Genomic DNA, 19501 nt, shown 5'->3' with positions numbered 1-19501 from the left:
TCTAAAAAAAGAGTATTTTTGCTCAAATATATTTAATAATGAAAAAAGTCATCGGTTTTCTAAGCTTGATTTTCAGCTTGATTTTCTTATTTTCCTGTGAACCCGGTCGCGACACCAATGGAGATTTGCTTTTTGGTATTGGGGAGTCCAATGAGAATGGAGGAGGTGCTGGTAAGCTGAAGTTGTTGAAAAAAATGACAGCTACCGATAGTGATGGTGCGGTTACCATCTTTAATTACAGCTACACATCGGGACTTCTTAAAAGTGTTGCAATTGATGAAGAAGGTAACAAGAGTGACATCAGCCTCACGTACAATAAAGATAAAATCGCCCAGTTTGTAATCACTGAAATGGAAGGTTCTGATATTGTAAAAACCACAATGAATCTAACTTACAGTAATGGTAAATTAACCAGTGCTTCTGGTAAAATGGAATCTGCAGGAGTTGAACTTACTAAAAACTTTACCAATTTCACCTATGATCTTGCGAATGGAAAATTGAAGCAGATTATCACTTCTCTAAGCTCCGCAGATCCGGCAAATCCTGGGAATTATGTTGAAATTTTTAAATATGTAAGTGCACTCACTTTTGAGGGAGGAAATATTTCTAATTATAAAATGACCCTCACAACCAACGCTACACCACCCATTGGTATTCCACCCATTGTTTTCGATATTAAAATGAGCAACTATGATCAATTTAAAAATCCGTGGGCGACCTTACCGCTGGAGTTCAATATGGTTGGTGCGCATTTTCTTAGCAGTACCAACTCCGTACATGGATTATCTATTAATAATTATAAAACAGCGTCGGTCACTAACGATGGGGTCGCAGAAGTCATTAATTATAATTATGTTTATGATGCAGAGGGTTATCCGACCGCTGCTACAGCGACGCAGGGAGTTTTAAAATTCGAATATATTACGCTCTAATTCACGACAATGAAATATCTCATCGTTGGTCTCGGAAATAAAGGTGAAGAATACGCAGAAACACGTCATAATATTGGCTTTAAAGTCGCTGAAAAAATCGCCGAAACTCTTGAAGCATCTTTCAAATCTTCCAACTTTGGTTTAGTCGCAGAAGGAAAATACAAGGGTAGAAAAGTTTTTGTCCTAAAACCAGATACGTATATGAATTTGTCTGGAAATGCTGTGAAGTTTTGGATGCAAAAAGAAAATATTCCCGTAGAAAATTTAATGATTATTTCTGATGATTTAGCACTTCCGTTTGGAACTTTAAGAATGAAATTAAAGGGTTCAGATGCAGGTCACAATGGTTTGAAAAGTATCCAAGAACAATTGCAAACTCAAAATTATCCACGTTTAAGATTCGGAATTTCTGCAGAATTTTCTGAAGGAAAACAAGTAGATTACGTTCTAGGAAAATGGAGTGAAGAGGAAAAAGAAAAACTCCCCGAAAGAATCGAAAAGTTTTCTAAAGCGTGTTTATCATTTGTTTTCGCGGGAATTCAAAACACGATGACGGGCTTTAATGGGAAATAATTTTTCACGTATTTCTTATTGCTGCGCTTTTAAGCCCACAGATTTTCACAGATTTTCACAGAATTTTCAATTATTTTTTCATTGTCGAGTACAAACTTTGCACATAGTTTCTGGAACAAAGCGTTTACATCAGATCCGTGCAAATCTGTGTAATCTGTGAGCCAAAAAGCCAGGAAATCTACGAGCCAAAAAGCCGTGCAAAACCTATTTTTTCTTCCTACTCATCACCCAATCCGAATTGGTAAGATTGTAAATTTTCTGAATATCTTTCAAAATTTTCTCAAAATCTATTTCCAAATCAATGATTTTTCCTGTTGCCATATCGAAAACCCAACCGTGAACTACCGGATATTCATCTAAAATATATTCTTCCTGAACCGATGCCATTTTGATCACGTTGATGCATTGCTCCTGAACATTCAATTCCACCAAACGATCATAGCGTTTTTGCTCATTTTCTATGGCGTCCAATTCCGCTTGATGCAATCTATAAACATCTCGAATGGTTCGCAACCAAGGATTCAGCAAGCCCAAATCTTCGGGAGTCATCGCTGCTTTTATTCCACCGCAACCATAATGTCCACAAACGATGATGTGTTTCACTTGCAAATGTTCTACAGCGTACTGTATCACGGCAGTTGCACTCATATCCAACGTATTTACCATGTTCGCAATATTTCTATGTACAAACAATTCGCCCGGCTTCATTCCCATCATTTCTTCGGCAGAAACTCGACTGTCTGAACAGCCAATATAAAGATATTCAGGTGTTTGTGTAGCAGAAAGGGTTTTGAAAAAATCTGGGTTTTTAGCCAATTGAGATTCTAACCATTTCTTATTATTTTCAAAAAGCGCTTCGTATGATTTTTTCATTAAAGTATAATTTGATGAATTAAGTTGTACAAAAATAAGTGCTAATAACTGAAATAAAGAAAATTTAAACTAAATTATTTTTAAATTTTATTGTTGATGTAACCCAAAGTCGCGTTTTCATTTGCCGAAATCGTTGCAGGATTTCCAACTACAATTGAGTTGGAAGGAACATCGAAATTTACATAAGAATTTGGCGCAATCAATACATTATTTCCGATTTTTATCTTCCCAACGATTACCGCATTTGGTCCAATCCAAACTTCATCACCAATTTCTGGAACACCTTCATTTTTCCCGCGATTGGCTTGTGCAATGGTAACTCCTTGAGCAATATTGCAATTTTTTCCGATTTTCGTTTTCGGATTAATCACCAAACTTCCCCAATGTCCGAGATAAAAACCTTTTCCAATTTGCGTTTCTGGGTAAATTTGAAAGCCATATTTTATTTGATAATGCCGTAAAATTAACCGCCAGAATTTTCCTAATAATGTATTTCTTGGATGTTTCTGCGTTGTCCTCAAAAGATAAATGTAGTGCAAATTCGGGCTGAAACATTTCTTCCAAATTTCAATTGTAGAAAGCCATTTCCCGCTTTCGCGATAAAAATCTTTTTGTAAAGTAGTTTTTTCAGACATTGGAACAAAGATAAAATTTTCACGCAAAGACGCAAAGTATTTACGCAAAGGAGGGCAAATATTTTTTCTACTTTAAAAAATCTGCTTCATCTGCAATATCTGCGAGAGCAAAAACTTTATAATTCATCAATAATTTTCACAATAGAATTCACAGAATTTTCCAAGTTAAAAGGCATCTCGTAATTTTCTAATTGCTCCTCATATTTATCAAAACTTTCAGGATTTTGAAGTGCTTTTTTCATTCCTTCATAAATTCCAACTTCAGAGTTTTCTACCATTAAACCGAGTTTTCCGTCTTCCAACATTTCCTTTACGCCAGAAACATCGGTTGCAATTATTTTCTTTTTTAAAGTTATTGCTTCAAACAAAACCGTCGGAAAACCTTCATATCTCGAACTTAAAACATAAAAATCTGCCTCTTTAAAATGTGGATAAGGATTATCGGTAAAGCCAAAAAGCGTTGAAGTTTCAGTAACTTCCAAATCTTCTTGCAATTTTTTGATGTTTTCAAAATCATAACCATTACCCAGAATTAGGATTTGATGTGGAAAACCTTTATCCAATAATTTTTTGTGAACTTTCAGCAATCGATCAAAACCCTTCTGCGGAAAAACCGTCCCAACTGAAACGAAAGTTGGTACTGTTTTTTCAGTTCTATCTTCCAACTTCCCGCTTCCAACTTCTGACTTCACCAAAATTTCTTCCGTATCTAAAGGATTATAAATTCGCACAATTTTATTTTTTTCTTCCTCGTTTTTGGCTAAAACTTCAAAATCTTTTTGAATTTTCTCGGAAATTACCATTATTTTATCAAAGCCAAAAAACTTCCGAAATTCCTCATCAGTGTAATTATGAAATTCCGTTTTCTTCAAATCATTGTGAATCCAGACGATTTTTTTTGAGGATTTTTGAGGCGAATTCAAGATTTCATCACGCATTCCGTGAATCGCAGCAAATTCTATATCGTATTTTCTACCTTTTAAAATAAATTGATATAAAAGTTTCGGAAATTTCTTTAGTAATTTTTGATAAATCACTCGAAATGCCTTTGTAGGAATATCCTGCAAACGATTGGTGGTAATCATTTCGCCTTTATTCAAGTACAAAACATTCACAAAATCAGGAACATCTGCCAAATATTTCCCCGAATAAAGATTTAATAAAAGATCAATTTCATATTTGTCTTTCGGCAAATTTTTCAGAAAAGTAACCAAAACTTTTTCTGCACCACCATGACGCAAAGAACCGATTCTGATAAGGATTTTCTTTTTCAAAAATTGAAATTTTTACAAATATAAGAAAGCGAAAATAAGGTAAGAAAACTAATCTTTATATTTATTGAAAATTTTTAAAATGGAAGAACGCTTGGAAAACATCCAACAAATGGAAAATATTTTAAATCACACCGATGCATTAATCAGCGAAATGGAAATTTTAATTAAAAAATGGAAAGAAAACGAGGTAGATTTTCATAAACTAATGGATTATTACGGCAGCGAAAAATGGCACAATGACCGTAAAGACGATGAAGAACAAAGAATTCCACAAGATTTTCCGCGTGGTGTTTTAAGCGAAGATGCTGTTCATAACACCTACGGAAATCGAAAAGAAGTTGCAATAAATATGGTCAAAACGGGTGTTTCCAGTTTGGAATAATTTCTAATGTTAAGATTTTCAGTTTTTGTTAACACGTTCTTGTTGTCATGTTAAGAAAATCACGTTTCCTAAACCCGTTATTTCACAGGTTTATAAACATGCGGAAGATTTTTTTTGATGTAATCATCCAATTCCGGACGAACCAGTTCCAATTCTCTTGGATACATCACATTGTTTTTCAATGCTTTATCGCCGTATTCTTCGATGGTGCAAATTAATTTTGCGGGTGTTCCAGCAAAAACAGAATTTGGTGGAGTGGAAGAATTTAAAACAGAACCTGCTCCCAAAATGCAATTATCGCCCATTTCAACACCGGGAAGAATGGTGCAATTATTTCCGATAAAGCAATTTTTTCCAATTTTTATTCGTCCGAAATTTCTTGCATCAAGATATTTTTCCATGGTGCGAATCACGTACATTGCGCCATCATGATTGATGAAAGTGCAGTTTGCAGTAATTTTTGTGCGATCGCCAATTTCTATTAAATAAGGTTCCGATCCAAATTTTGGTGCTTCAATGAAAATCACATCTTTCCCAACTTTCAATCCGCGGGATTTGCACATTTCGATGTATGCTTTGTCGCGCAATTCTACGCAAATGGTATGGATTTTTAGAATAATTCTGTACAGAAAATTCATCTTTTTAGTTTTTTGCTAAATTAGTAATGATTTCTTCAACTTCATCGAAAATTTTCTGATTATCAAATTCATTTTCGATGTCTTTCAAGTTTTCTTTAATTTCCGAAACCAAACTTTCATTGGTCAAAAATTCTTTCATCGCTTCGTAGATTTCACCCGTTTTATAATCGATTAAATAGCCAGTTTTCCTATCTTTTATCATGGTTTCTACATCGCCAACTTTTGTTGCAATGATGGGTTTTTGCAAAATTAATGCTTCTGCAATGACCAAAGGCCACGCTTCAGATTCCGATGGCATGATGAAAAAATCGGCATTTTTTAAATAAGGATAAGGATTCATTTTATTTCCTGCGAAAATAAAAGTTTCGGTAACTCCCAATTTTTTTTGTTGAGCCAAAAGATTGGGCAATTCTTCTCCATCTCCGATTATCAGGACAGAATGCGGAAAACCATCCTTTAATAATTGAAAATGTGCGTCCATCAATTTATGGTAACCTTTCCTGGTATGCAATCTTCCAATAGAAACGAAAACGGGATTTTTTGGTAAATCTGAAATATTTTCTTCTGCTTTTTTCTTTATTTCTTCAATTGGAATTGCATTGATAATCACACTTTCTGCAGGATATTGAAGATTTGGATAAACTTCGTGCATAATTTTCTGAATCTTTTCGGAACAATAAATTATATGATCCATTTGTGGAAAATGTTCCAGAATTTTTGGAACTAAAGGTTGAAGTTTCGGTAAATTAATTTCAGAATGAAACCAACCTATTTTTTTAGAATTTTTGTTGGAGGAATTTAGAATCAATTCAAAATCATTATAAGTCATCCCGATTTCGATGTCGTAATTTTCTTTTAAAATTTCTTTATCAACAATTTCTGGATTTTTTGATAATTTTTCGAGTTGAAGTTTTCTTTTAAAAAGTTGAAATTTCTGTATGAATTTATTTTTGGAAAAATCTTCTTTTCCTTCTGTTAAAAAAACTTTCCGAATATGAGAAGGAAATTCGTCGCGCAATTCGCCCTGATTTAAACTCAAACAAACCGTCATTTCAAATTTTTCTTGGTCTAAATTATTCAAAACACTCAACATTACTTTTTCCACGCCGCCCATTTCCATGGAACGATGTCGAAATAATACTTTTATTTTTGATGAGTTTTTCATGTATTAAATTTAGAAAAAAGATTGAAATAGGATTTTTAATTTCTTTTTAATTCGATAAGAAATTGAATTTTGATAAGCCAATAAAGCGAAAATTTCTTCGGAATTGCTAAATTTTTCTGGAATTTTTTGTCCGTTAATTGTTTTTAAATTTCTTCTTGTCATCGCATCGAAAATTACTTTTCCCCAATATTCATAAGATTTTTTTTTGTGGTCATTTTGAGAAATTCCACCTTGATGAGTTCGGTACAAATAGTTGGTTTCATCGATGAATACTACTTTTCCTTTCTCGTATAATTTTAAATATAAATCTTGATCTTCCGAAATTTTCAAGTCGGGATTCATTTTTTCTGTCGAAAGATAAGTTGCTTTTTTAAAACAAACAAAATGCGCAATTTGAATGGGATAATTAAAAAAATAGAGATCATTATTTTGAACTTGTTGTGCAGATTTGAACGGATTTATCGGTTTTAAATCTTTGTCACAAGAGAAAAAGCGGGAATAAGTGAGAACGGTATTTTTATCTTTTTTAAAAACCTCAATGGATTTTTCAATTGCGGTCGGCAAAATGGCATCATCTGGATCTACATAACCAACAATTTCTCCGGTTGCTAATTCTATCAATTTGCTTTTTGTAAATCCAACTCCTTGATTTTCAGAATTTTCAAAATATTTAAAACGATGATCGTCTTTAATTAAATTTTGAACTGCGGCTTTTTCATTTTCATCAGAAGCATCATCCAAAATAACCGCTTCCCAATTTTCGTAGGTTTGCAAAAGCAAAGAATCATAGCAATCTTTGAAATATTTAGAATTATTGAAATGCGCAATGAGAACAGAAAATTTCATTTAATTGGTTTTTAAAATCTGTTCTTGATTATTGAAAACAGTAGAATTTGCTGGAACATTTTTGTGAATCACGCAACCTGCTCCAATAATGCAATTGTCGCCGATTTCTACGCCTTTTAAAATAACAACATTGCTTCCCAACCAACAATTTTTTCCAATTGAAATAGGTGCAGTAGTAAATTCTGAATGAGAAATTTTCAAATTATTTTCATTTCTTTGGTAAGAATGATTGTGATCATACAACTTCACATTTTCGCCAAATAATGTGTTTTCGCCAATTGAAATTTTGTCTAAACACGTAATAGAACATTGATTATTTAAAAAAACATTGTTCCCTATTTCTAAAATCGCTCCGTTTTGAACGATGATATGAATGTAATTTCGAAGAGAAACATGATCGCCAAGAATGAAATTTTTGATTTTTGGATATACAATAAAATGATTGTTGATTCCCAATTTCAAACTTTTACCAACCGAAACTTGTGGATGTTTTTCTAAAATCATCCTTTGTTTTTTGCGTTGAAGTTTTTCTATAATTGCTGTAATCATGTCTGGAAATAATTCTTTTTCAATCGATTTTTTAGAAATCAATACAAAGATAAGGTGTTTTTTAACATTAATGGAAATTTACCTATTTTTGCCAATTAAGAAAAACAACTGTGAGCGAATTAAAAAGAGTGGCGAAAACCTTTATTGGATATGCAAAACGTCCAGATTTATACCCAGAATTAGGACGAAAAATCATTAAAAATATTTTTAATCGGAAAAGTGCTTTTCGCGGAAAAGAAAAAACCGCAGAATGGGCAAAATCCAAAGCGGTTTCGCAGGAAGTTGTCATCCAAAATTTGTTTGGAATAAAAATGCAATCATTTTCAGAAATTTTCCCTTCAGAATTAAAAGAATCATCGCAAAAAGAAAAAGATTGTCCCATAAAAATGGGAGGAGCAGGAGCATTAGAACTTATTTATTATTCTTGTGAATTTGCAGAAGCAAAAAATTCTGTAGAAACTGGTGTTGCATATGGCTGGTCTTCTTTGGCAGCATTGCTATCATTAGAAAAAAGGAATGGAACGCTTTATAGTTCAGATATGCCTTATTTGGGGCAAGATGGCGATCAATATGTGGGTTGCATTGTTCCAGAAAAACTCAAAAAAAATTGGAAATTATTTCGTCATGCCGACAAAGAATCTTTACCGAAAATTTTCGCAGAAAATGAAACTTTTGATGTAGTTCATTACGATTCGGATAAAAGTTATGAAGGCAGAACTTGGGCTTACAACGAATTGTACAAGCATTTGAGAAAAGGTGGCGTTTTTTTGAGTGATGATATTGGAGATAATTCTGCATACCAAGATTTTTGCGAAAAAAACAATATCGAAACATCGGTGGTAGAATTTGAAGGCAAGTTTGTTGGAATTTTTGTGAAATAATAAAACATGAAAAAAATCTACCTCATTATTTCTGCATACAATGAAGAAGAGAATATTCCTGTTCTCTTGGATTCTTTGGAGAAAAATCTTCAAAGTAAAAACATTGCGAATTACGAAATGGTTTTTGTGAATGATGGCTCATCAGATCAGACTTTAGCGGAACTTTTGAAAGCCCAGAAAGTAAGACAAAATATCATCATCGTCAACCAAAGCAAAAATTTCGGGCATGAAATTGCGATGACTGCAGGTTTGAACTATGTCGCAGAAGAAAATAAATCCGGTGAAAACGATTTTGCCGTTATTTTCATGGATGCAGATCTACAACATCCGCCTGAAATTGCGGCAGAAATGATTCAACTTTGGGAGCAAGGAAAAAAATTAATTCTCACGCAAAGAACTGATAATGAAGACAAAGGTTTGCGTTATAAAATCTTAGGAAATACCTATTATTGGATTCTAAATACGCTTTCTGATGTAAAGATTCCGAGAAATATGCCAGATTTCAGATTGCTGGATAAAAAATACGTTTTGTGGATCAATAGTTTGAATGAAACCGATAGAATGTTCCGTGGAATGCTTTCTTTAGTGGGTTTACAAGATGCACATATTATCAATTTTGCGGCACCAAAAAGAAATGCAGGAACTACAAAATATAATTTTTGGAATTTATACAAATTGGCGATTGATAGTGTGATTCAATTTTCTGTAAAACCTTTGAGAATAGCGACTTTCATAGGAGTTTTGGGTTGTATTTTTTCAATTTTGTTTTTAGCATATTCTATTTACAACAGTTGGATTCATCATGAACCGAGAACTGGATATTTAACTTTACTTTCCGCAGTAATTTTCTTTTGTTCCCTGATTATTTTCTTCTTGGGAATTATCGGAGAATACATCGGGAGAATTCATATCGAGGTGAAAAACAGACCTTTATACTTTAATGAAATCATCAAAAATGAAGAAAAGTAATTTACCTTATTTCATTTTTTTCTTTATTAATGTAGCAATTTTAGTCAGTTGCTATTTTTATCCGGTTTCCAGAGATGAGTTTTACTATTTAGAAAAAGTAAATACGCCCAATCTTTTTACCGAATATTATGATTCTTATGTGAGGGTAAATCCAAGAATTGGTCAGTTTTTTTCAAATCTTATTTCTCGAAATATATTTTTAGAAATTACTTTTGGTTTGCTCCTTTTCAATGGATTTGTTGCCGTTTTATTTCTTAATATTTACAGGAAACTTCCAAATTTTAGAGAATCCAAAGATTTGCGAAAATTTATGATGATCGCTGCATTTTTTATTTTGTTGCTCAGTTATTTTGGTGAAATGTTTTATTACACGCCATTTAGCACCAATTATACCTTGACTCATTTGTTCTATTTGATTTTTGTTTTCCTCTTTACAGAATATTACATTTATAGAAGAGAAGATCATTTAAACAAAATCAATTATATTTTATTGGTGTTTTTCGGTCTATTTATCGGAATGGGAAATGAGCATATTCCGCCCGTTTTATTGTTGATGTCTTTTTTGGGAGGAGCATATTATTTATTTAAAAATAAAAAATTACCCAATCTTCGATTCATTATTTTGCCGATTTCAATTTTCATTGGTTATTTGATGTTGTTTTTTGCACCTGCAAATAGGGTTAAAGAAAAAGTGGTCGGAAAATCTCCATTTGATATTGAAACAGCTTCTTATTTGTCTAATTTTAAAAATATTTTCAAAACTTATTTTTATTACAATATAGAATTCATCATCATCGGAATATTGATTATTATTTCTGCTTTTATATTTAGAAAAAAATTAAAAATGAGTATTTTGGTAAAACGAGAAATGCTTATTTATGTTCCATTTTTATTATTACCATTGTTTATTGTCGCCGTATCACCATTGATGGGACCGAGACTATTGTTCTTTTCTACCGTTATAACCATCATTATTTTATATAAATTGGGTATTGTTCTCCAAGAATATTTCAAATTTAAGTTTTGTGCTTTTGTGAGCTATGCTTTTTTGATGGTATTTTTTATTTTTAGTTTAATGATTACCTTTCACGCTAATCAGAATTATAAGTTTATCATTAATGAAATTAAAAAAGAAAAATTAAAGAGTGATGATGTAATTTTATCAGAAGAATTTAATTATTTTGATGACCGTTTTGGAACTCGATTAAACCGAAAAATTTTGTTGGAATCTGGCAAAGATTATATTGATGAGAATGCAAATGATAACAAATCTATGGAACTCAATCTTATGAATTATTACCATCTTAAATCATTAAAAGAAAAATAATGGATAAAAAAATCATCATCAATGCCGATGATTTGGGACTTTCTCCCGGTGTAAATCAGGCGATTTTGAAGGCCCATACCGAAGGTTTCCTATCTCATGCAAGTTTGATGGCAAATACAGAGTATTTTGATGATGCGGTTGAAGAAATCATTCCAAAGTGCAGCAATCTAAAGGTCGGTGTTCATGTGAATTTAACTTGTGCAAAGGCATTATTTCCAAACAATATTCTGGCAGAAAATGGATTGCTGAAAAATGATTTTGTAAAACTTTTATTTAAAAGAAAAACTAAAAAAGTCCTAGATTCTTTAGAATATGAAATAGAATTGCAAATTTTAAAAATAAAAAACAAAGGAATAGAAATTTCTCATGTTGACGGCCATGAACATGTTCACATTATTCCGTCAATCAACAAAATTGTGCGGAAATTAGCAAAGAAATATTCAATCCCTAGAATTCGAGAAATTAATGAAAGTTTTCTCACTTCTTTTAAATATAATTTAAAGACGGCAACTTTTGCGAATATTATTAAATTAATGATTCTGCGTTTTTTAAGTATTTTTAATGCTAATACAAACGAAATTCAGTTTTATAGTATTTTGAATACTTGCGAAATCAACGCTGATAATTTATTTGATTATTTAGAAAATTCCACCGATGAAACAGTAGAAATTATGCTTCATCCAAGTATTATTGAATTAGATAAAAATATAAAAAATTTGGAGCCAAGATTTATCGAGTTTTTAAATTCTGATTTCAGAACGCAAGAATTTCAATTGTGTTTCAACAAAAATTTTGAAAAATATGTATAGACCTTTGAGTTTTGCGGAAACCAAAGAATGGAAAGAAATGGTTTCTAAATCGTATTCTTTAGACATAAAGGAAGTACATATTCAAGGGCAAGAAATGATTTTTTATGGCAATGGAAAAGAATTTTCAAACTCGCCATATATTACAGATGGTGGAAATTTTCAATTTAAAAATGCTTTAAGTTTGCAGGATTTTAAAGAATTTGATAAACCAATTTTATTAAAATCGCGCGCAGAATTATTAATTAATGAAAATCTCCCGCATATTCTCATCAAAGATTATTTCACATTTACGCTAGATTTGAGGGGTGGAGAAGATGAGGTTTGGAAAAACAAAGTGAAATCTAAAACCAGAAACCAAGTTCGCAAAACCGAAAAATTAGATTTAAAAATTAAATTCGGAAAGACAGAAATTTTGGACGATTTCTATTCCGTGATTTCCAGAGCGTGGCGGGATTTGGGAACTCCAACGCATTCCAAAGATTTCTACAAAAATATTATGCTTTCTTTGGACAATCCAAGATCTTACGACAGTTCGTTTATTGTGATTTATTTTGAAGGAAAACCAGTTTCTTGTGCTTGTTTAATTTTTGATGAATATTCCATCCATCATCCTTATGCTGCTACTTTAAAAGAGTTTAATAAATATTCCATCAATAATGCTTTGTATTGGGAAATCATCAAATTTGCGATTGAAAAAAATATAAAAATATTTGATTTGGGAAGAAGTAGAGAAGGACAAAGTACCATCAGATTCAAATTATCTTGGGGAGCAAAACAAGTGCAATTGTTCTATTATTATTTTAAAAAAACAGAGCACAAAAATGATGAAGATGGTAAAATAATTCAGTTTTTAATTAATACTTGGAAGAAATTGCCACTTTCACTTGCCAATTTTTTGGGACCAAAATTCATTTTTAAAGTTTTGAAATGATTCTTAAATTAGAAGAAAAACACATTGTAGAAGTTGCAAAAATTCACAAAGAAAATTTACCTAGTTTTCTCACAAAATTTCCGTTGAGTTTTATTGAAAAGTTTTATCACTTACAAATTTCGCGGAAAAATCAATTGCTTTTGGGTGTTTTTGAAAATGAACAATTAGCAGGATTTGTTTTTGGAACTGACGATGTTGAAAAGTTATACGAAGATTTAATTCAAGAAAATAAATTCTATTTCTATTTTAATACGTTCAAAACACTTTTATTCAACCCGAAATATTTGTTGTTATTTCTGGGGAAATTTTTAGCAAAAACTTACGTTTCTCCATGCAAAAGACAATTAGTCTATATCGCAGTTGATTCTAAAACTGCCAAAAAAGGATTTGGAATTTCTTTATTAAAAGCCTTCGAAAAGGAATGGGAGCAATTTGGATATTACGAATTGGAAGTTGAAAGTAAAAATAGCGCATTCAATTTTTATAAAAAAAATGGCTTTTTTCTGGTTCATGAAGCAAATAATTGGGTAGAGAAAAAATATCTTTTAGGAAAAAATTTAAAATAAATCTTTCCGAAAATTAATATTATACAATCCAGATCTTATACTTTCAAAATCTACCACCAAATATTTCAAAATCATTCCCCATTTTTTTAGAAAAGGTGCATTTGCAATTTCGAAACTTCGGTGCATTCTTTTGATGTGAAGTTTTTCATTTTCTGGCATTTTTGTTTCGTTTTTCGCCCAATCATTCACTTCTTTCCACAGCAAAACTCTGGTTGTTGCAGGTTTTATTTTTTTGGAATCAAGTTGAGAAATTCGGTTGTTTTCGTGAACACCACGAACTGCAACTGCTTCGTCCAAAATTCCTGGAAATAATTTTAAATAATAAGAAATTCTAAATAAAAATTCTGAATCTTGATGCAAACGGAGATGGGTTTTCATCCAAGGTTTTACTTTATCTAAAGAAGATTTTCTCAAAGTTAAAGCATCAATGCTGAACAATCCGAAACTTCCACGCAAACCAATTTGTCCCGGAAAAACATCTTCTGGAGCGTGTTTTTTGTACACGGTGGTCAATGTATTTCCGTAAGTTGGGAAATATTGCTCTCTTGCTTTTTCGGAGTAATAATGAACTCCTAAAGCACCGTAAACTCCATCAACTTCTGGGTTTTGAAACATTTTTTTTTCTGCATCAAAACGGTTTGGTAGAAAATAATCATCTGCATCTAGAAATGCGATGAAATCTCCGGTTGCATTTTCCATTCCTAAATTTCTACTCGCTCCTGCTCCGTGATTTTTTTTGTCTGGATGTTGAAAAAGTTTTACACGATCATATTTTTCTGCTAAATTTTCACAAACTTCCAAAGCATTATCCGGAGATTGATCTTCCACCAAAATAATTTCCCAAACTTCCTCGAATTGCAAAGCGGATTCTACTGCTTGAACAATAAAATTTTCGGCATTATAAACGGGAGTGATTACAGAGATTTTCATGATTGGGAAAGATAGTTTTTTATTTTAAATAATTTTTTAACCAGAAATATATTTACCAACCAAAGGTATTTTGGAAATTAGAAAAGTAAGCAATAAAGAAAGTGCGAAACAAGAAATTGCGATGACTGGAATGCTGATCCAGTAGTTGAAATAATCATAACTAAAACCAATTTTCGCAAACATTATTAATACAAAAATATGGGATAAATAGATGCCGTAACTGTATTTGCTAATGAATGAAATTCCTTTAATTATCTTTTCATTTTTAATGATGACATCTTTAAAAGCAATGAAAATTCCAACGGAAGCAACGACCACATTTACTGATAAAACACCAGAAATCATCACAAAAATTGGAACTGAAAATCGCACCAAACTGTTGTAGAAATTTCCTGCCCACCAAATTTCTTTTTCCTCGAAACGATAAACTATGGGAACAGAAACATGCAAAATAATAACTGCAAATGCAGCCAAAGATTTCAGCAGATCGATCCAAAAGTAGTTTTTTTTCATTTACAAAATCGGTTTTACAATCCAATTATCTTGTCCTTTTGTATCTAATTCTTCTCTTGATAAAATTTTATTTTTATTTCTACTGAAAACTGTAAATTCGTTGTCTAAAAAGAAATTGAACACTTCATCAGTTTTAGCAGAACCTTCTCTTTCAATCCAATCGGGATTATATTCCATGAAAATTACAGGTTTGTCTTGCAAGATTTTTTCTTTATTTCCTAAAATTACTACCGATTCATATCCTTCCACATCCAGCTTGATAACGTCCATTTTTACATCTTTCAAAATGTTTTCTAAAGTGTCTATTTGAACGGTAATTATATTTGGATTCGGATCATCACGTTTCACAAAAGAACTTGTTCCAGCGTGATTGGTTACATAATTAAAAGGTTGCGACTCTTTTTTATCGCCAATTGCAGTATTGAAAAGGTGAATATTTTGGTAATGATTCAGCGCAATACTTTCTTTAAATTGATTGTAAACCGCAGGAATTGGCTCAAAAGAATACACGTTTTTACAATATGGAGCCATCAACAAACTGTGTTGTCCGATGTTCGCACCAATGTCAATCAGATTTTTCGTTTCATCTAATTCATCAAAAATATCATCAACAATATCCTTTTCATAAATTCCATCTCGGAATATCTTCATATCTACATGTCCGAACTTTCGGTTCAAAGCAATTTTGGTGTCTTTATTTCGATATTTTATGGTAAAAATAGTTTTGCTATCCAAAAAAGTGATGTTTCTTTTTCTTTGGATAAAAGCGATGATACCTTCTTTAAAGATCACGTTATAAATGAGTTGAAGTGTTTTCATATTGTAGTTTTTGTAATAATTTCGCACTGCGCTCACTTGCATTGAGAAATATTTTGCGTTTATGAAGATTCTTAATAATATTTTTTGCAGCAGATTTTGGACAAAGATAAGTATTGTAATAAATTTTTACATGCTCTTCCATTTTTGCAACTTCCTCCTTATTCCTATCGAAAAGTGAACTTAAAATAAAATCTAAATCTTCTAAATCATCAAAAATGATCGCATTTTTATTATTTTCTAACGCAGGATAAATGGTTGCAGCATAATTTTTTTGAATGATAGGAATATTTCCTACAGACATGGCTTCTATAAAATTGTGGCTTAACGGTGCAAAAACTCGTGGACAACACAGGAAATACTGAAATTTGGACAAACGTTTTCTTACGTTTTCCATTGGGATTTGATACTTGTGCTTTTTCACAAATATGAATGTTCTGTCTTTTCTGTTTTCAATCAATTGGAGCAATTGTTTTTTACTTTCAACAGTCACGAAATTTTCTTTCTCCTTGAAAAAGGTTTTAAGCGCAACTCGATTGATCACTTCAAAAGGGTATTCATCAATAGTTTTATATGCTTCCAAATCAAAATTTCCAAACGCAAATATTGAATTTATCTTTTGTCCTGAACTTTCTACAGGTTGATTCCACAAATTCTCAGAATACATGTACGGATGAAAAGTCATTGGAATATGAAAAAAAGATTTCTCCTCTTTATTGTCGTGAAAAAAGGTTTTATAATAATTCGCACTGAACATATCATCAGACAATTCTATAAAACTGTCGTCTTTCTGAATATTTTTTATAATTAAAAAATCTTTTTCTTTAAACATCAAAGCCAAGTACACATCGCCATTTCTCAAATTTCGGAATTGAGCCCAAGACATTGGATAATAAAGAGTATAACCGCCAATCTTCAACGTTTTCAAAAGATTGTAAAAATAGCGATGATACAAATTTGGATTTTCAAAATTCACAAAAATTTTCTTCTCTGAATTTATCTCTGGAGAATGAAAGTTTTTTAAATAAATAAACAAGAACAAATCTTTGAAAAGTGCAACGATTTGCTGTAATCTTCTAGTAATCATATTGTTTTTTTAAGGCAACAAAACGGTGACTGGTTTTTATTAATTTAGGATTGGTAATGCAATACAACACGAAATTTACATATTTAGAAATTCCCTTTTTATTTGCGATTTTATAACTTAAATAGTGAAGTTTTATTAATTTTTTTATTTTAGGATCTAAATCTTTCACATTTTTGCTCCAAAGATATCGAGATTCTAATAAGAGAAACATATTTTTGAAATAAGTGGAAGAATAGAGTTTTATTTTCGTTATTCTATTATCATCATGAACGCCCCGAATCGCAATGGCTTTGTCGATAATTCCCGATTTTAAATAGCAGTGATAGGACAATTTAAAAATGAAATCTGAATCTTGATGCATCCTCAAATTTTCATTAAATTTTAAATTGTTGGCGCGAATGCTTTCTGTTCGCACCGTCAATCCATTCAAATGAAAAAAATGCCCGAAACTTTTGTCGATTCCCATCAATCCATCAAAAACTTCTTTTCCTTCTGCAGGATGATTTACCGTCGTTAAAGTAGTATTTTTAAATTTTGCTTCAAATTCTTTCTTTCCTTTTTCTGATAGAAATTCTGTTCCGATGGCTCCGAAAATTCCTTCAATTTTATCATTTTTAAAGAGTTCATTTTCTGCTTTGAAACGATTTGGAAGATAATAATCATCGGCATCCAGAAATGAAATGAAATCTTGAGATGCTTTAGATAAACCGAGATTTCGACTCGCTCCTGCTCCGTGATTTCCTTTGTCCGGATGTTGAAAAAGTTTAATTTTGGTATTTTCTTCCGCTAATTTTCTGCAAATTTCCAAAGAATCATCCGTGGAACAATCTTCAAGCAAAAGAATTTCCTTCACTTCTTCAAATTGCAACGCAGAATTAACCGCTTTTTTTAGAAAAGCAGAAGCATTGTAAACAGGAATAATTACGGAGATGGTCATTATTTAAAAGAATTTCACGCTGCGATGTTCCGCTTGGAGATAAATAAGATTTTTGTTTTCAATGCTTTTATTCAAATTTTCTACGACACTTTTTGGTGATAAAAAATTATGGTAATAAGATAATACATTTTCTCGTATTTCAGAAATTTTTGATGCATCTATTTCAAAAATTTCGTGGGAAAGTAGGTGGTCGAGATGGTTTAAATCATCAAAAATAATAGCATTTACACCATTTTCTAAATTTGGATACATCACATCAGAATATCCTTTTTCAATCAACGGAATTGTTCCAACCGACATCGCCTCAATCACATTATGGCAAAGCGGCATCACCACACCGGAACAACACAGATAAAAATTAAAGCAAGACAATAATTCCCGGATATCTTCCATCTCAATTCTGTAATCTTCTTTGATGGCGAAAACATATTTTCTGTCGAGCGAAGCATTTTCAGAGTTAACTTCTTCTTTATTTTTAATGTTTACAAAATCAGTTTTAGTTTTGAAAAAGTGGAGTAAATCTAATCTGGTTAGAACCCGAAAGTGCGTTTTTTTTATTCCTAAATACGCTTCAGAATCAAAATTTCCATAACTAAAAATCGAATTGTACCGTTTTTTATTGAGGTTTATTTCTCTATTCCAAATTTCATGATGGTACATAAAAGGATGGCAACTCATCGGAATATGAAATGCATTTTCTTCCTGATTGTTATTTTCGAAATAATTTTTAAAATAGTCTGGACTGAACATTTCATCCTTTATTTCTACAAAATTTTCTGGAAGATTTGTTTTATTGATGGCAAGAAAGTTTTTCTCCCGCATAATTAATCCTAAATAATGGTCTTTGTTCCGAAGGTTTCTGAACAAAGAAAAATCCATCGGATAATAAATATTGTAACCAGCCAATTGGTAAAATTTCAATAGTAAATACGCAAATCTGTGGTACAATTGTGGATTTTCTAAACTCACCAATAATGCTTTTTCATTTTTCGGATGAACATAAAATTTCAGTTTAATGAATGCCAAAATATCTTTGAAAAGAATTTTCAGTTGATTGATTTTTTTTTGCATTTTCTATATCGTAATATTTTTGAATAATTTTTCCCCCAACTTTGGAAATATGTTCTAATAGTTCTGGATTTGAAAGACGATTTTTTTAATAAACCTTCAAGGTTTTTAAAACCTTGAAGGTTTGATGAAGTAGTTTGTTTTACTCAATAATAATATCTTTAATATCATCATAATCTTCTCCATTTTTGAGATATAGATTAAAATAATTCTCATTTTCAAACAAATCTAACACAAATTTACGATTCAATTTGGTAGGTTTATGAGAAATTATACTTCCGTACGAACTCCAAGGATACTCCCAGTTGTTATCTGTAAAACCATGATGAACAGGATTGTTGTGAATATAATGAATAAGATGTTTAAAATATTTTTTTCCAACTACGGGTTTTCTCTCAAAATTTTTCTCAAAAAGGCTTCCTGTTCTGTTATACCTTTTATTAATTGCCTTTGCATAAGAATTGCATAAATGTCCGAACTGTAAACTGGCATCCAACTTTTTTGGAGTTTCAGTAGCACTGTATTTAAGTTTTGAAGTGACTATTTCAGATTCCAATTTTACATAAACAAACAAATGAAAATGATTTTTGAGCAAAACCCAAGAAATCACATCGCAAACAGGAGAAATATATTGGTCTAATTTATCTAAAAAATAGGTATAATTTTCGTTTTCGAAAAAGATATTCTGTCTATTATTTCCACGATTGTAAATATGATAATAACAACCTTGTTGAAGCGGAATTTTTTTGCTATTCATTTTATTTAACTGTCTTTTTATTAAACCTTCAAGGTTTTAAAAA

23 protein-coding genes are annotated in these 19501 nt (G+C 31.5%); 9 read left to right on the top strand and 14 right to left on the bottom strand.

Annotated elements, in window-relative coordinates; genetic code table 11:
* Nucleotides 1-38: 38 nt before the first annotated feature.
* Entirely contained in the window at nt 39-932 is an 894-nt protein-coding gene (locus QWY78_RS06970; RefSeq protein ID WP_290217907.1) for a hypothetical protein, read from the top strand.
* A gap of 9 nt (nt 933-941) precedes the next feature.
* Nucleotides 942-1505: an aminoacyl-tRNA hydrolase gene (gene pth, locus QWY78_RS06965; protein ID WP_290217905.1), complete on the top strand. Its 564-nt coding sequence runs from the start codon at nt 942-944 to the stop codon at nt 1503-1505.
* Between the two features lie 204 nt (nt 1506-1709).
* On the opposite strand, the gene QWY78_RS06960 is transcribed toward pth, so the two are convergent.
* The 3 genes from QWY78_RS06960 to QWY78_RS06950 form a co-directional block, all read right to left on the bottom strand.
* Entirely contained in the window at nt 1710-2378 is a 669-nt protein-coding gene (locus QWY78_RS06960; RefSeq protein ID WP_290217903.1) for a carbonic anhydrase, read from the bottom strand.
* A gap of 80 nt (nt 2379-2458) precedes the next feature.
* Nucleotides 2459-3013, bottom strand: a complete 555-nt coding sequence (locus tag QWY78_RS06955) for a serine acetyltransferase (protein ID WP_290217901.1) — start codon at nt 3011-3013, stop codon at nt 2459-2461.
* A gap of 116 nt (nt 3014-3129) precedes the next feature.
* On the bottom strand, nt 3130-4287 hold the full coding sequence (locus QWY78_RS06950) for a glycosyltransferase (protein ID WP_290217899.1): 1158 nt from the start codon (nt 4285-4287) through the stop codon (nt 3130-3132).
* Nucleotides 4288-4366: 79 nt separating this feature from the next.
* On the opposite strand from QWY78_RS06950, the gene QWY78_RS06945 reads away from it, so the two are divergent.
* The gene (locus QWY78_RS06945; protein ID WP_290217897.1) at nt 4367-4669 is read left to right on the top strand and encodes a DUF4298 domain-containing protein; all 303 of its coding nucleotides are present in this window, start codon (nt 4367-4369) and stop codon (nt 4667-4669) included.
* Nucleotides 4670-4746: 77 nt separating this feature from the next.
* Here QWY78_RS06945 and QWY78_RS06940 read toward each other — a convergent pair whose 3' ends face one another.
* Genes QWY78_RS06940 through QWY78_RS06925 form a run of 4 tightly spaced genes read right to left on the bottom strand, consistent with a single transcriptional unit; the run spans nt 4747 to nt 7909 of the window.
* Entirely contained in the window at nt 4747-5307 is a 561-nt protein-coding gene (locus QWY78_RS06940) for an acyltransferase (protein ID WP_290217895.1), read from the bottom strand.
* 4 nt (nt 5308-5311) lie between these two features.
* A complete protein-coding gene (locus QWY78_RS06935) occupies nt 5312-6472 on the bottom strand; it encodes a glycosyltransferase (RefSeq protein WP_290217893.1) in 1161 nt (386 codons plus the stop codon).
* Between the two features lie 9 nt (nt 6473-6481).
* Nucleotides 6482-7318, bottom strand: coding sequence for a glycosyltransferase family 2 protein (locus QWY78_RS06930; protein ID WP_290217891.1), 837 nt, complete (start codon nt 7316-7318; stop codon nt 6482-6484).
* Nucleotides 7319-7909, bottom strand: a complete 591-nt coding sequence (locus QWY78_RS06925; protein ID WP_290217889.1) for an acyltransferase — start codon at nt 7907-7909, stop codon at nt 7319-7321.
* Between the two features lie 68 nt (nt 7910-7977).
* Here QWY78_RS06925 and QWY78_RS06920 point away from each other — a divergent pair, with 68 nt between their 5' ends.
* Genes QWY78_RS06920 through QWY78_RS06895 form a run of 6 tightly spaced genes read left to right on the top strand, consistent with a single transcriptional unit; the run spans nt 7978 to nt 13350 of the window.
* A complete protein-coding gene (locus tag QWY78_RS06920; protein WP_290217887.1) occupies nt 7978-8748 on the top strand; it encodes a class I SAM-dependent methyltransferase in 771 nt (256 codons plus the stop codon).
* 6 nt (nt 8749-8754) lie between these two features.
* Nucleotides 8755-9717 (top strand): glycosyltransferase, encoded by a 963-nt coding sequence (locus QWY78_RS06915; RefSeq protein ID WP_290217885.1) that lies wholly within the window; start codon nt 8755-8757, stop codon nt 9715-9717.
* On the top strand, nt 9704-11044 hold the full coding sequence (locus QWY78_RS06910) for a DUF6056 family protein (protein ID WP_290217883.1): 1341 nt from the start codon (nt 9704-9706) through the stop codon (nt 11042-11044). Before QWY78_RS06915 ends, QWY78_RS06910 begins: the two co-directional genes overlap by 14 nt.
* A complete protein-coding gene (locus QWY78_RS06905) occupies nt 11044-11853 on the top strand; it encodes a carbohydrate deacetylase (RefSeq protein WP_290217881.1) in 810 nt (269 codons plus the stop codon). The genes QWY78_RS06910 and QWY78_RS06905 overlap by 1 nt, the downstream gene beginning before the upstream one ends.
* Entirely contained in the window at nt 11846-12784 is a 939-nt protein-coding gene (locus tag QWY78_RS06900; protein WP_290218084.1) for a GNAT family N-acetyltransferase, read from the top strand. Before QWY78_RS06905 ends, QWY78_RS06900 begins: the two co-directional genes overlap by 8 nt.
* On the top strand, nt 12781-13350 hold the full coding sequence (locus tag QWY78_RS06895; RefSeq protein WP_290217878.1) for a GNAT family N-acetyltransferase: 570 nt from the start codon (nt 12781-12783) through the stop codon (nt 13348-13350). Before QWY78_RS06900 ends, QWY78_RS06895 begins: the two co-directional genes overlap by 4 nt.
* Here QWY78_RS06895 and QWY78_RS06890 read toward each other — a convergent pair.
* From QWY78_RS06890 to QWY78_RS06860, 7 genes are all read right to left on the bottom strand, one after another.
* Nucleotides 13342-14280, bottom strand: coding sequence for a glycosyltransferase family 2 protein (locus QWY78_RS06890; RefSeq protein WP_290217876.1), 939 nt, complete (start codon nt 14278-14280; stop codon nt 13342-13344). The genes QWY78_RS06895 and QWY78_RS06890 overlap by 9 nt on opposite strands.
* 36 nt (nt 14281-14316) lie before the next feature.
* A complete protein-coding gene (locus tag QWY78_RS06885) occupies nt 14317-14793 on the bottom strand; it encodes an acyltransferase family protein (RefSeq protein ID WP_290217875.1) in 477 nt (158 codons plus the stop codon).
* On the bottom strand, nt 14794-15612 hold the full coding sequence (locus QWY78_RS06880) for an FkbM family methyltransferase (protein ID WP_290217872.1): 819 nt from the start codon (nt 15610-15612) through the stop codon (nt 14794-14796). It abuts the gene before it with no gap.
* Nucleotides 15587-16696: a hypothetical protein gene (locus QWY78_RS06875; RefSeq protein WP_290217869.1), complete on the bottom strand. Its 1110-nt coding sequence runs from the start codon at nt 16694-16696 to the stop codon at nt 15587-15589. Before QWY78_RS06875 ends, QWY78_RS06880 begins: the two co-directional genes overlap by 26 nt.
* Nucleotides 16686-17633 carry a glycosyltransferase family 2 protein gene (locus tag QWY78_RS06870; protein ID WP_290217867.1) on the bottom strand — a complete coding sequence of 316 codons (948 nt, stop codon included), beginning with the start codon at nt 17631-17633 and terminating at the stop codon, nt 16686-16688. Before QWY78_RS06870 ends, QWY78_RS06875 begins: the two co-directional genes overlap by 11 nt.
* A gap of 3 nt (nt 17634-17636) precedes the next feature.
* On the bottom strand, nt 17637-18704 hold the full coding sequence (locus QWY78_RS06865) for a hypothetical protein (RefSeq protein WP_290217865.1): 1068 nt from the start codon (nt 18702-18704) through the stop codon (nt 17637-17639).
* Between the two features lie 139 nt (nt 18705-18843).
* Nucleotides 18844-19458, bottom strand: coding sequence for a transposase (locus tag QWY78_RS06860; protein ID WP_290217863.1), 615 nt, complete (start codon nt 19456-19458; stop codon nt 18844-18846).
* Nucleotides 19459-19501 lie beyond the last annotated feature (43 nt).

Origin of the sequence: Kaistella yonginensis, assembly GCF_030409525.1 — a bacterium.
Taxonomy (GTDB): domain Bacteria; phylum Bacteroidota; class Bacteroidia; order Flavobacteriales; family Weeksellaceae; genus Kaistella; species Kaistella yonginensis.
Note: the sequence above shows the minus strand (reverse complement) of the source record. Positions and strands in the feature narration are given on the sequence as shown.

Bases quoted from the DNA above. Each gene is read 5' to 3' on its own strand.
- QWY78_RS06960 (WP_290217903.1), bottom strand. From the start codon at position 2,378: ATGAAAAAATCATACGAAGCGCTTTTTGAAAATAATAAGAAATGGTTA.
- QWY78_RS06860 (WP_290217863.1), bottom strand. From the start codon at position 19,458: ATGAATAGCAAAAAAATTCCGCTTCAACAAGGTTGTTATTATCATATT.
- QWY78_RS06905 (WP_290217881.1), top strand. From the start codon at position 11,044: ATGGATAAAAAAATCATCATCAATGCCGATGATTTGGGACTTTCTCCC.
- QWY78_RS06895 (WP_290217878.1), top strand. From the start codon at position 12,781: ATGATTCTTAAATTAGAAGAAAAACACATTGTAGAAGTTGCAAAAATT.
- QWY78_RS06885 (WP_290217875.1), bottom strand. From the start codon at position 14,793: ATGAAAAAAAACTACTTTTGGATCGATCTGCTGAAATCTTTGGCTGCA.
- pth (WP_290217905.1), top strand. From the start codon at position 942: ATGAAATATCTCATCGTTGGTCTCGGAAATAAAGGTGAAGAATACGCA.
- QWY78_RS06945 (WP_290217897.1), top strand. From the start codon at position 4,367: ATGGAAGAACGCTTGGAAAACATCCAACAAATGGAAAATATTTTAAAT.
- QWY78_RS06875 (WP_290217869.1), bottom strand. From the start codon at position 16,696: ATGATTACTAGAAGATTACAGCAAATCGTTGCACTTTTCAAAGATTTG.
- QWY78_RS06940 (WP_290217895.1), bottom strand. From the start codon at position 5,307: ATGAATTTTCTGTACAGAATTATTCTAAAAATCCATACCATTTGCGTA.
- QWY78_RS06880 (WP_290217872.1), bottom strand. From the start codon at position 15,612: ATGAAAACACTTCAACTCATTTATAACGTGATCTTTAAAGAAGGTATC.
- QWY78_RS06930 (WP_290217891.1), bottom strand. From the start codon at position 7,318: ATGAAATTTTCTGTTCTCATTGCGCATTTCAATAATTCTAAATATTTC.
- QWY78_RS06890 (WP_290217876.1), bottom strand. From the start codon at position 14,280: ATGAAAATCTCTGTAATCACTCCCGTTTATAATGCCGAAAATTTTATT.
- QWY78_RS06910 (WP_290217883.1), top strand. From the start codon at position 9,704: ATGAAGAAAAGTAATTTACCTTATTTCATTTTTTTCTTTATTAATGTA.
- QWY78_RS06900 (WP_290218084.1), top strand. From the start codon at position 11,846: ATGTATAGACCTTTGAGTTTTGCGGAAACCAAAGAATGGAAAGAAATG.
- QWY78_RS06865 (WP_290217865.1), bottom strand. From the start codon at position 18,704: ATGCAAAAAAAAATCAATCAACTGAAAATTCTTTTCAAAGATATTTTG.
- QWY78_RS06970 (WP_290217907.1), top strand. From the start codon at position 39: ATGAAAAAAGTCATCGGTTTTCTAAGCTTGATTTTCAGCTTGATTTTC.
- QWY78_RS06955 (WP_290217901.1), bottom strand. From the start codon at position 3,013: ATGTCTGAAAAAACTACTTTACAAAAAGATTTTTATCGCGAAAGCGGG.
- QWY78_RS06870 (WP_290217867.1), bottom strand. From the start codon at position 17,633: ATGACCATCTCCGTAATTATTCCTGTTTACAATGCTTCTGCTTTTCTA.
- QWY78_RS06915 (WP_290217885.1), top strand. From the start codon at position 8,755: ATGAAAAAAATCTACCTCATTATTTCTGCATACAATGAAGAAGAGAAT.
- QWY78_RS06935 (WP_290217893.1), bottom strand. From the start codon at position 6,472: ATGAAAAACTCATCAAAAATAAAAGTATTATTTCGACATCGTTCCATG.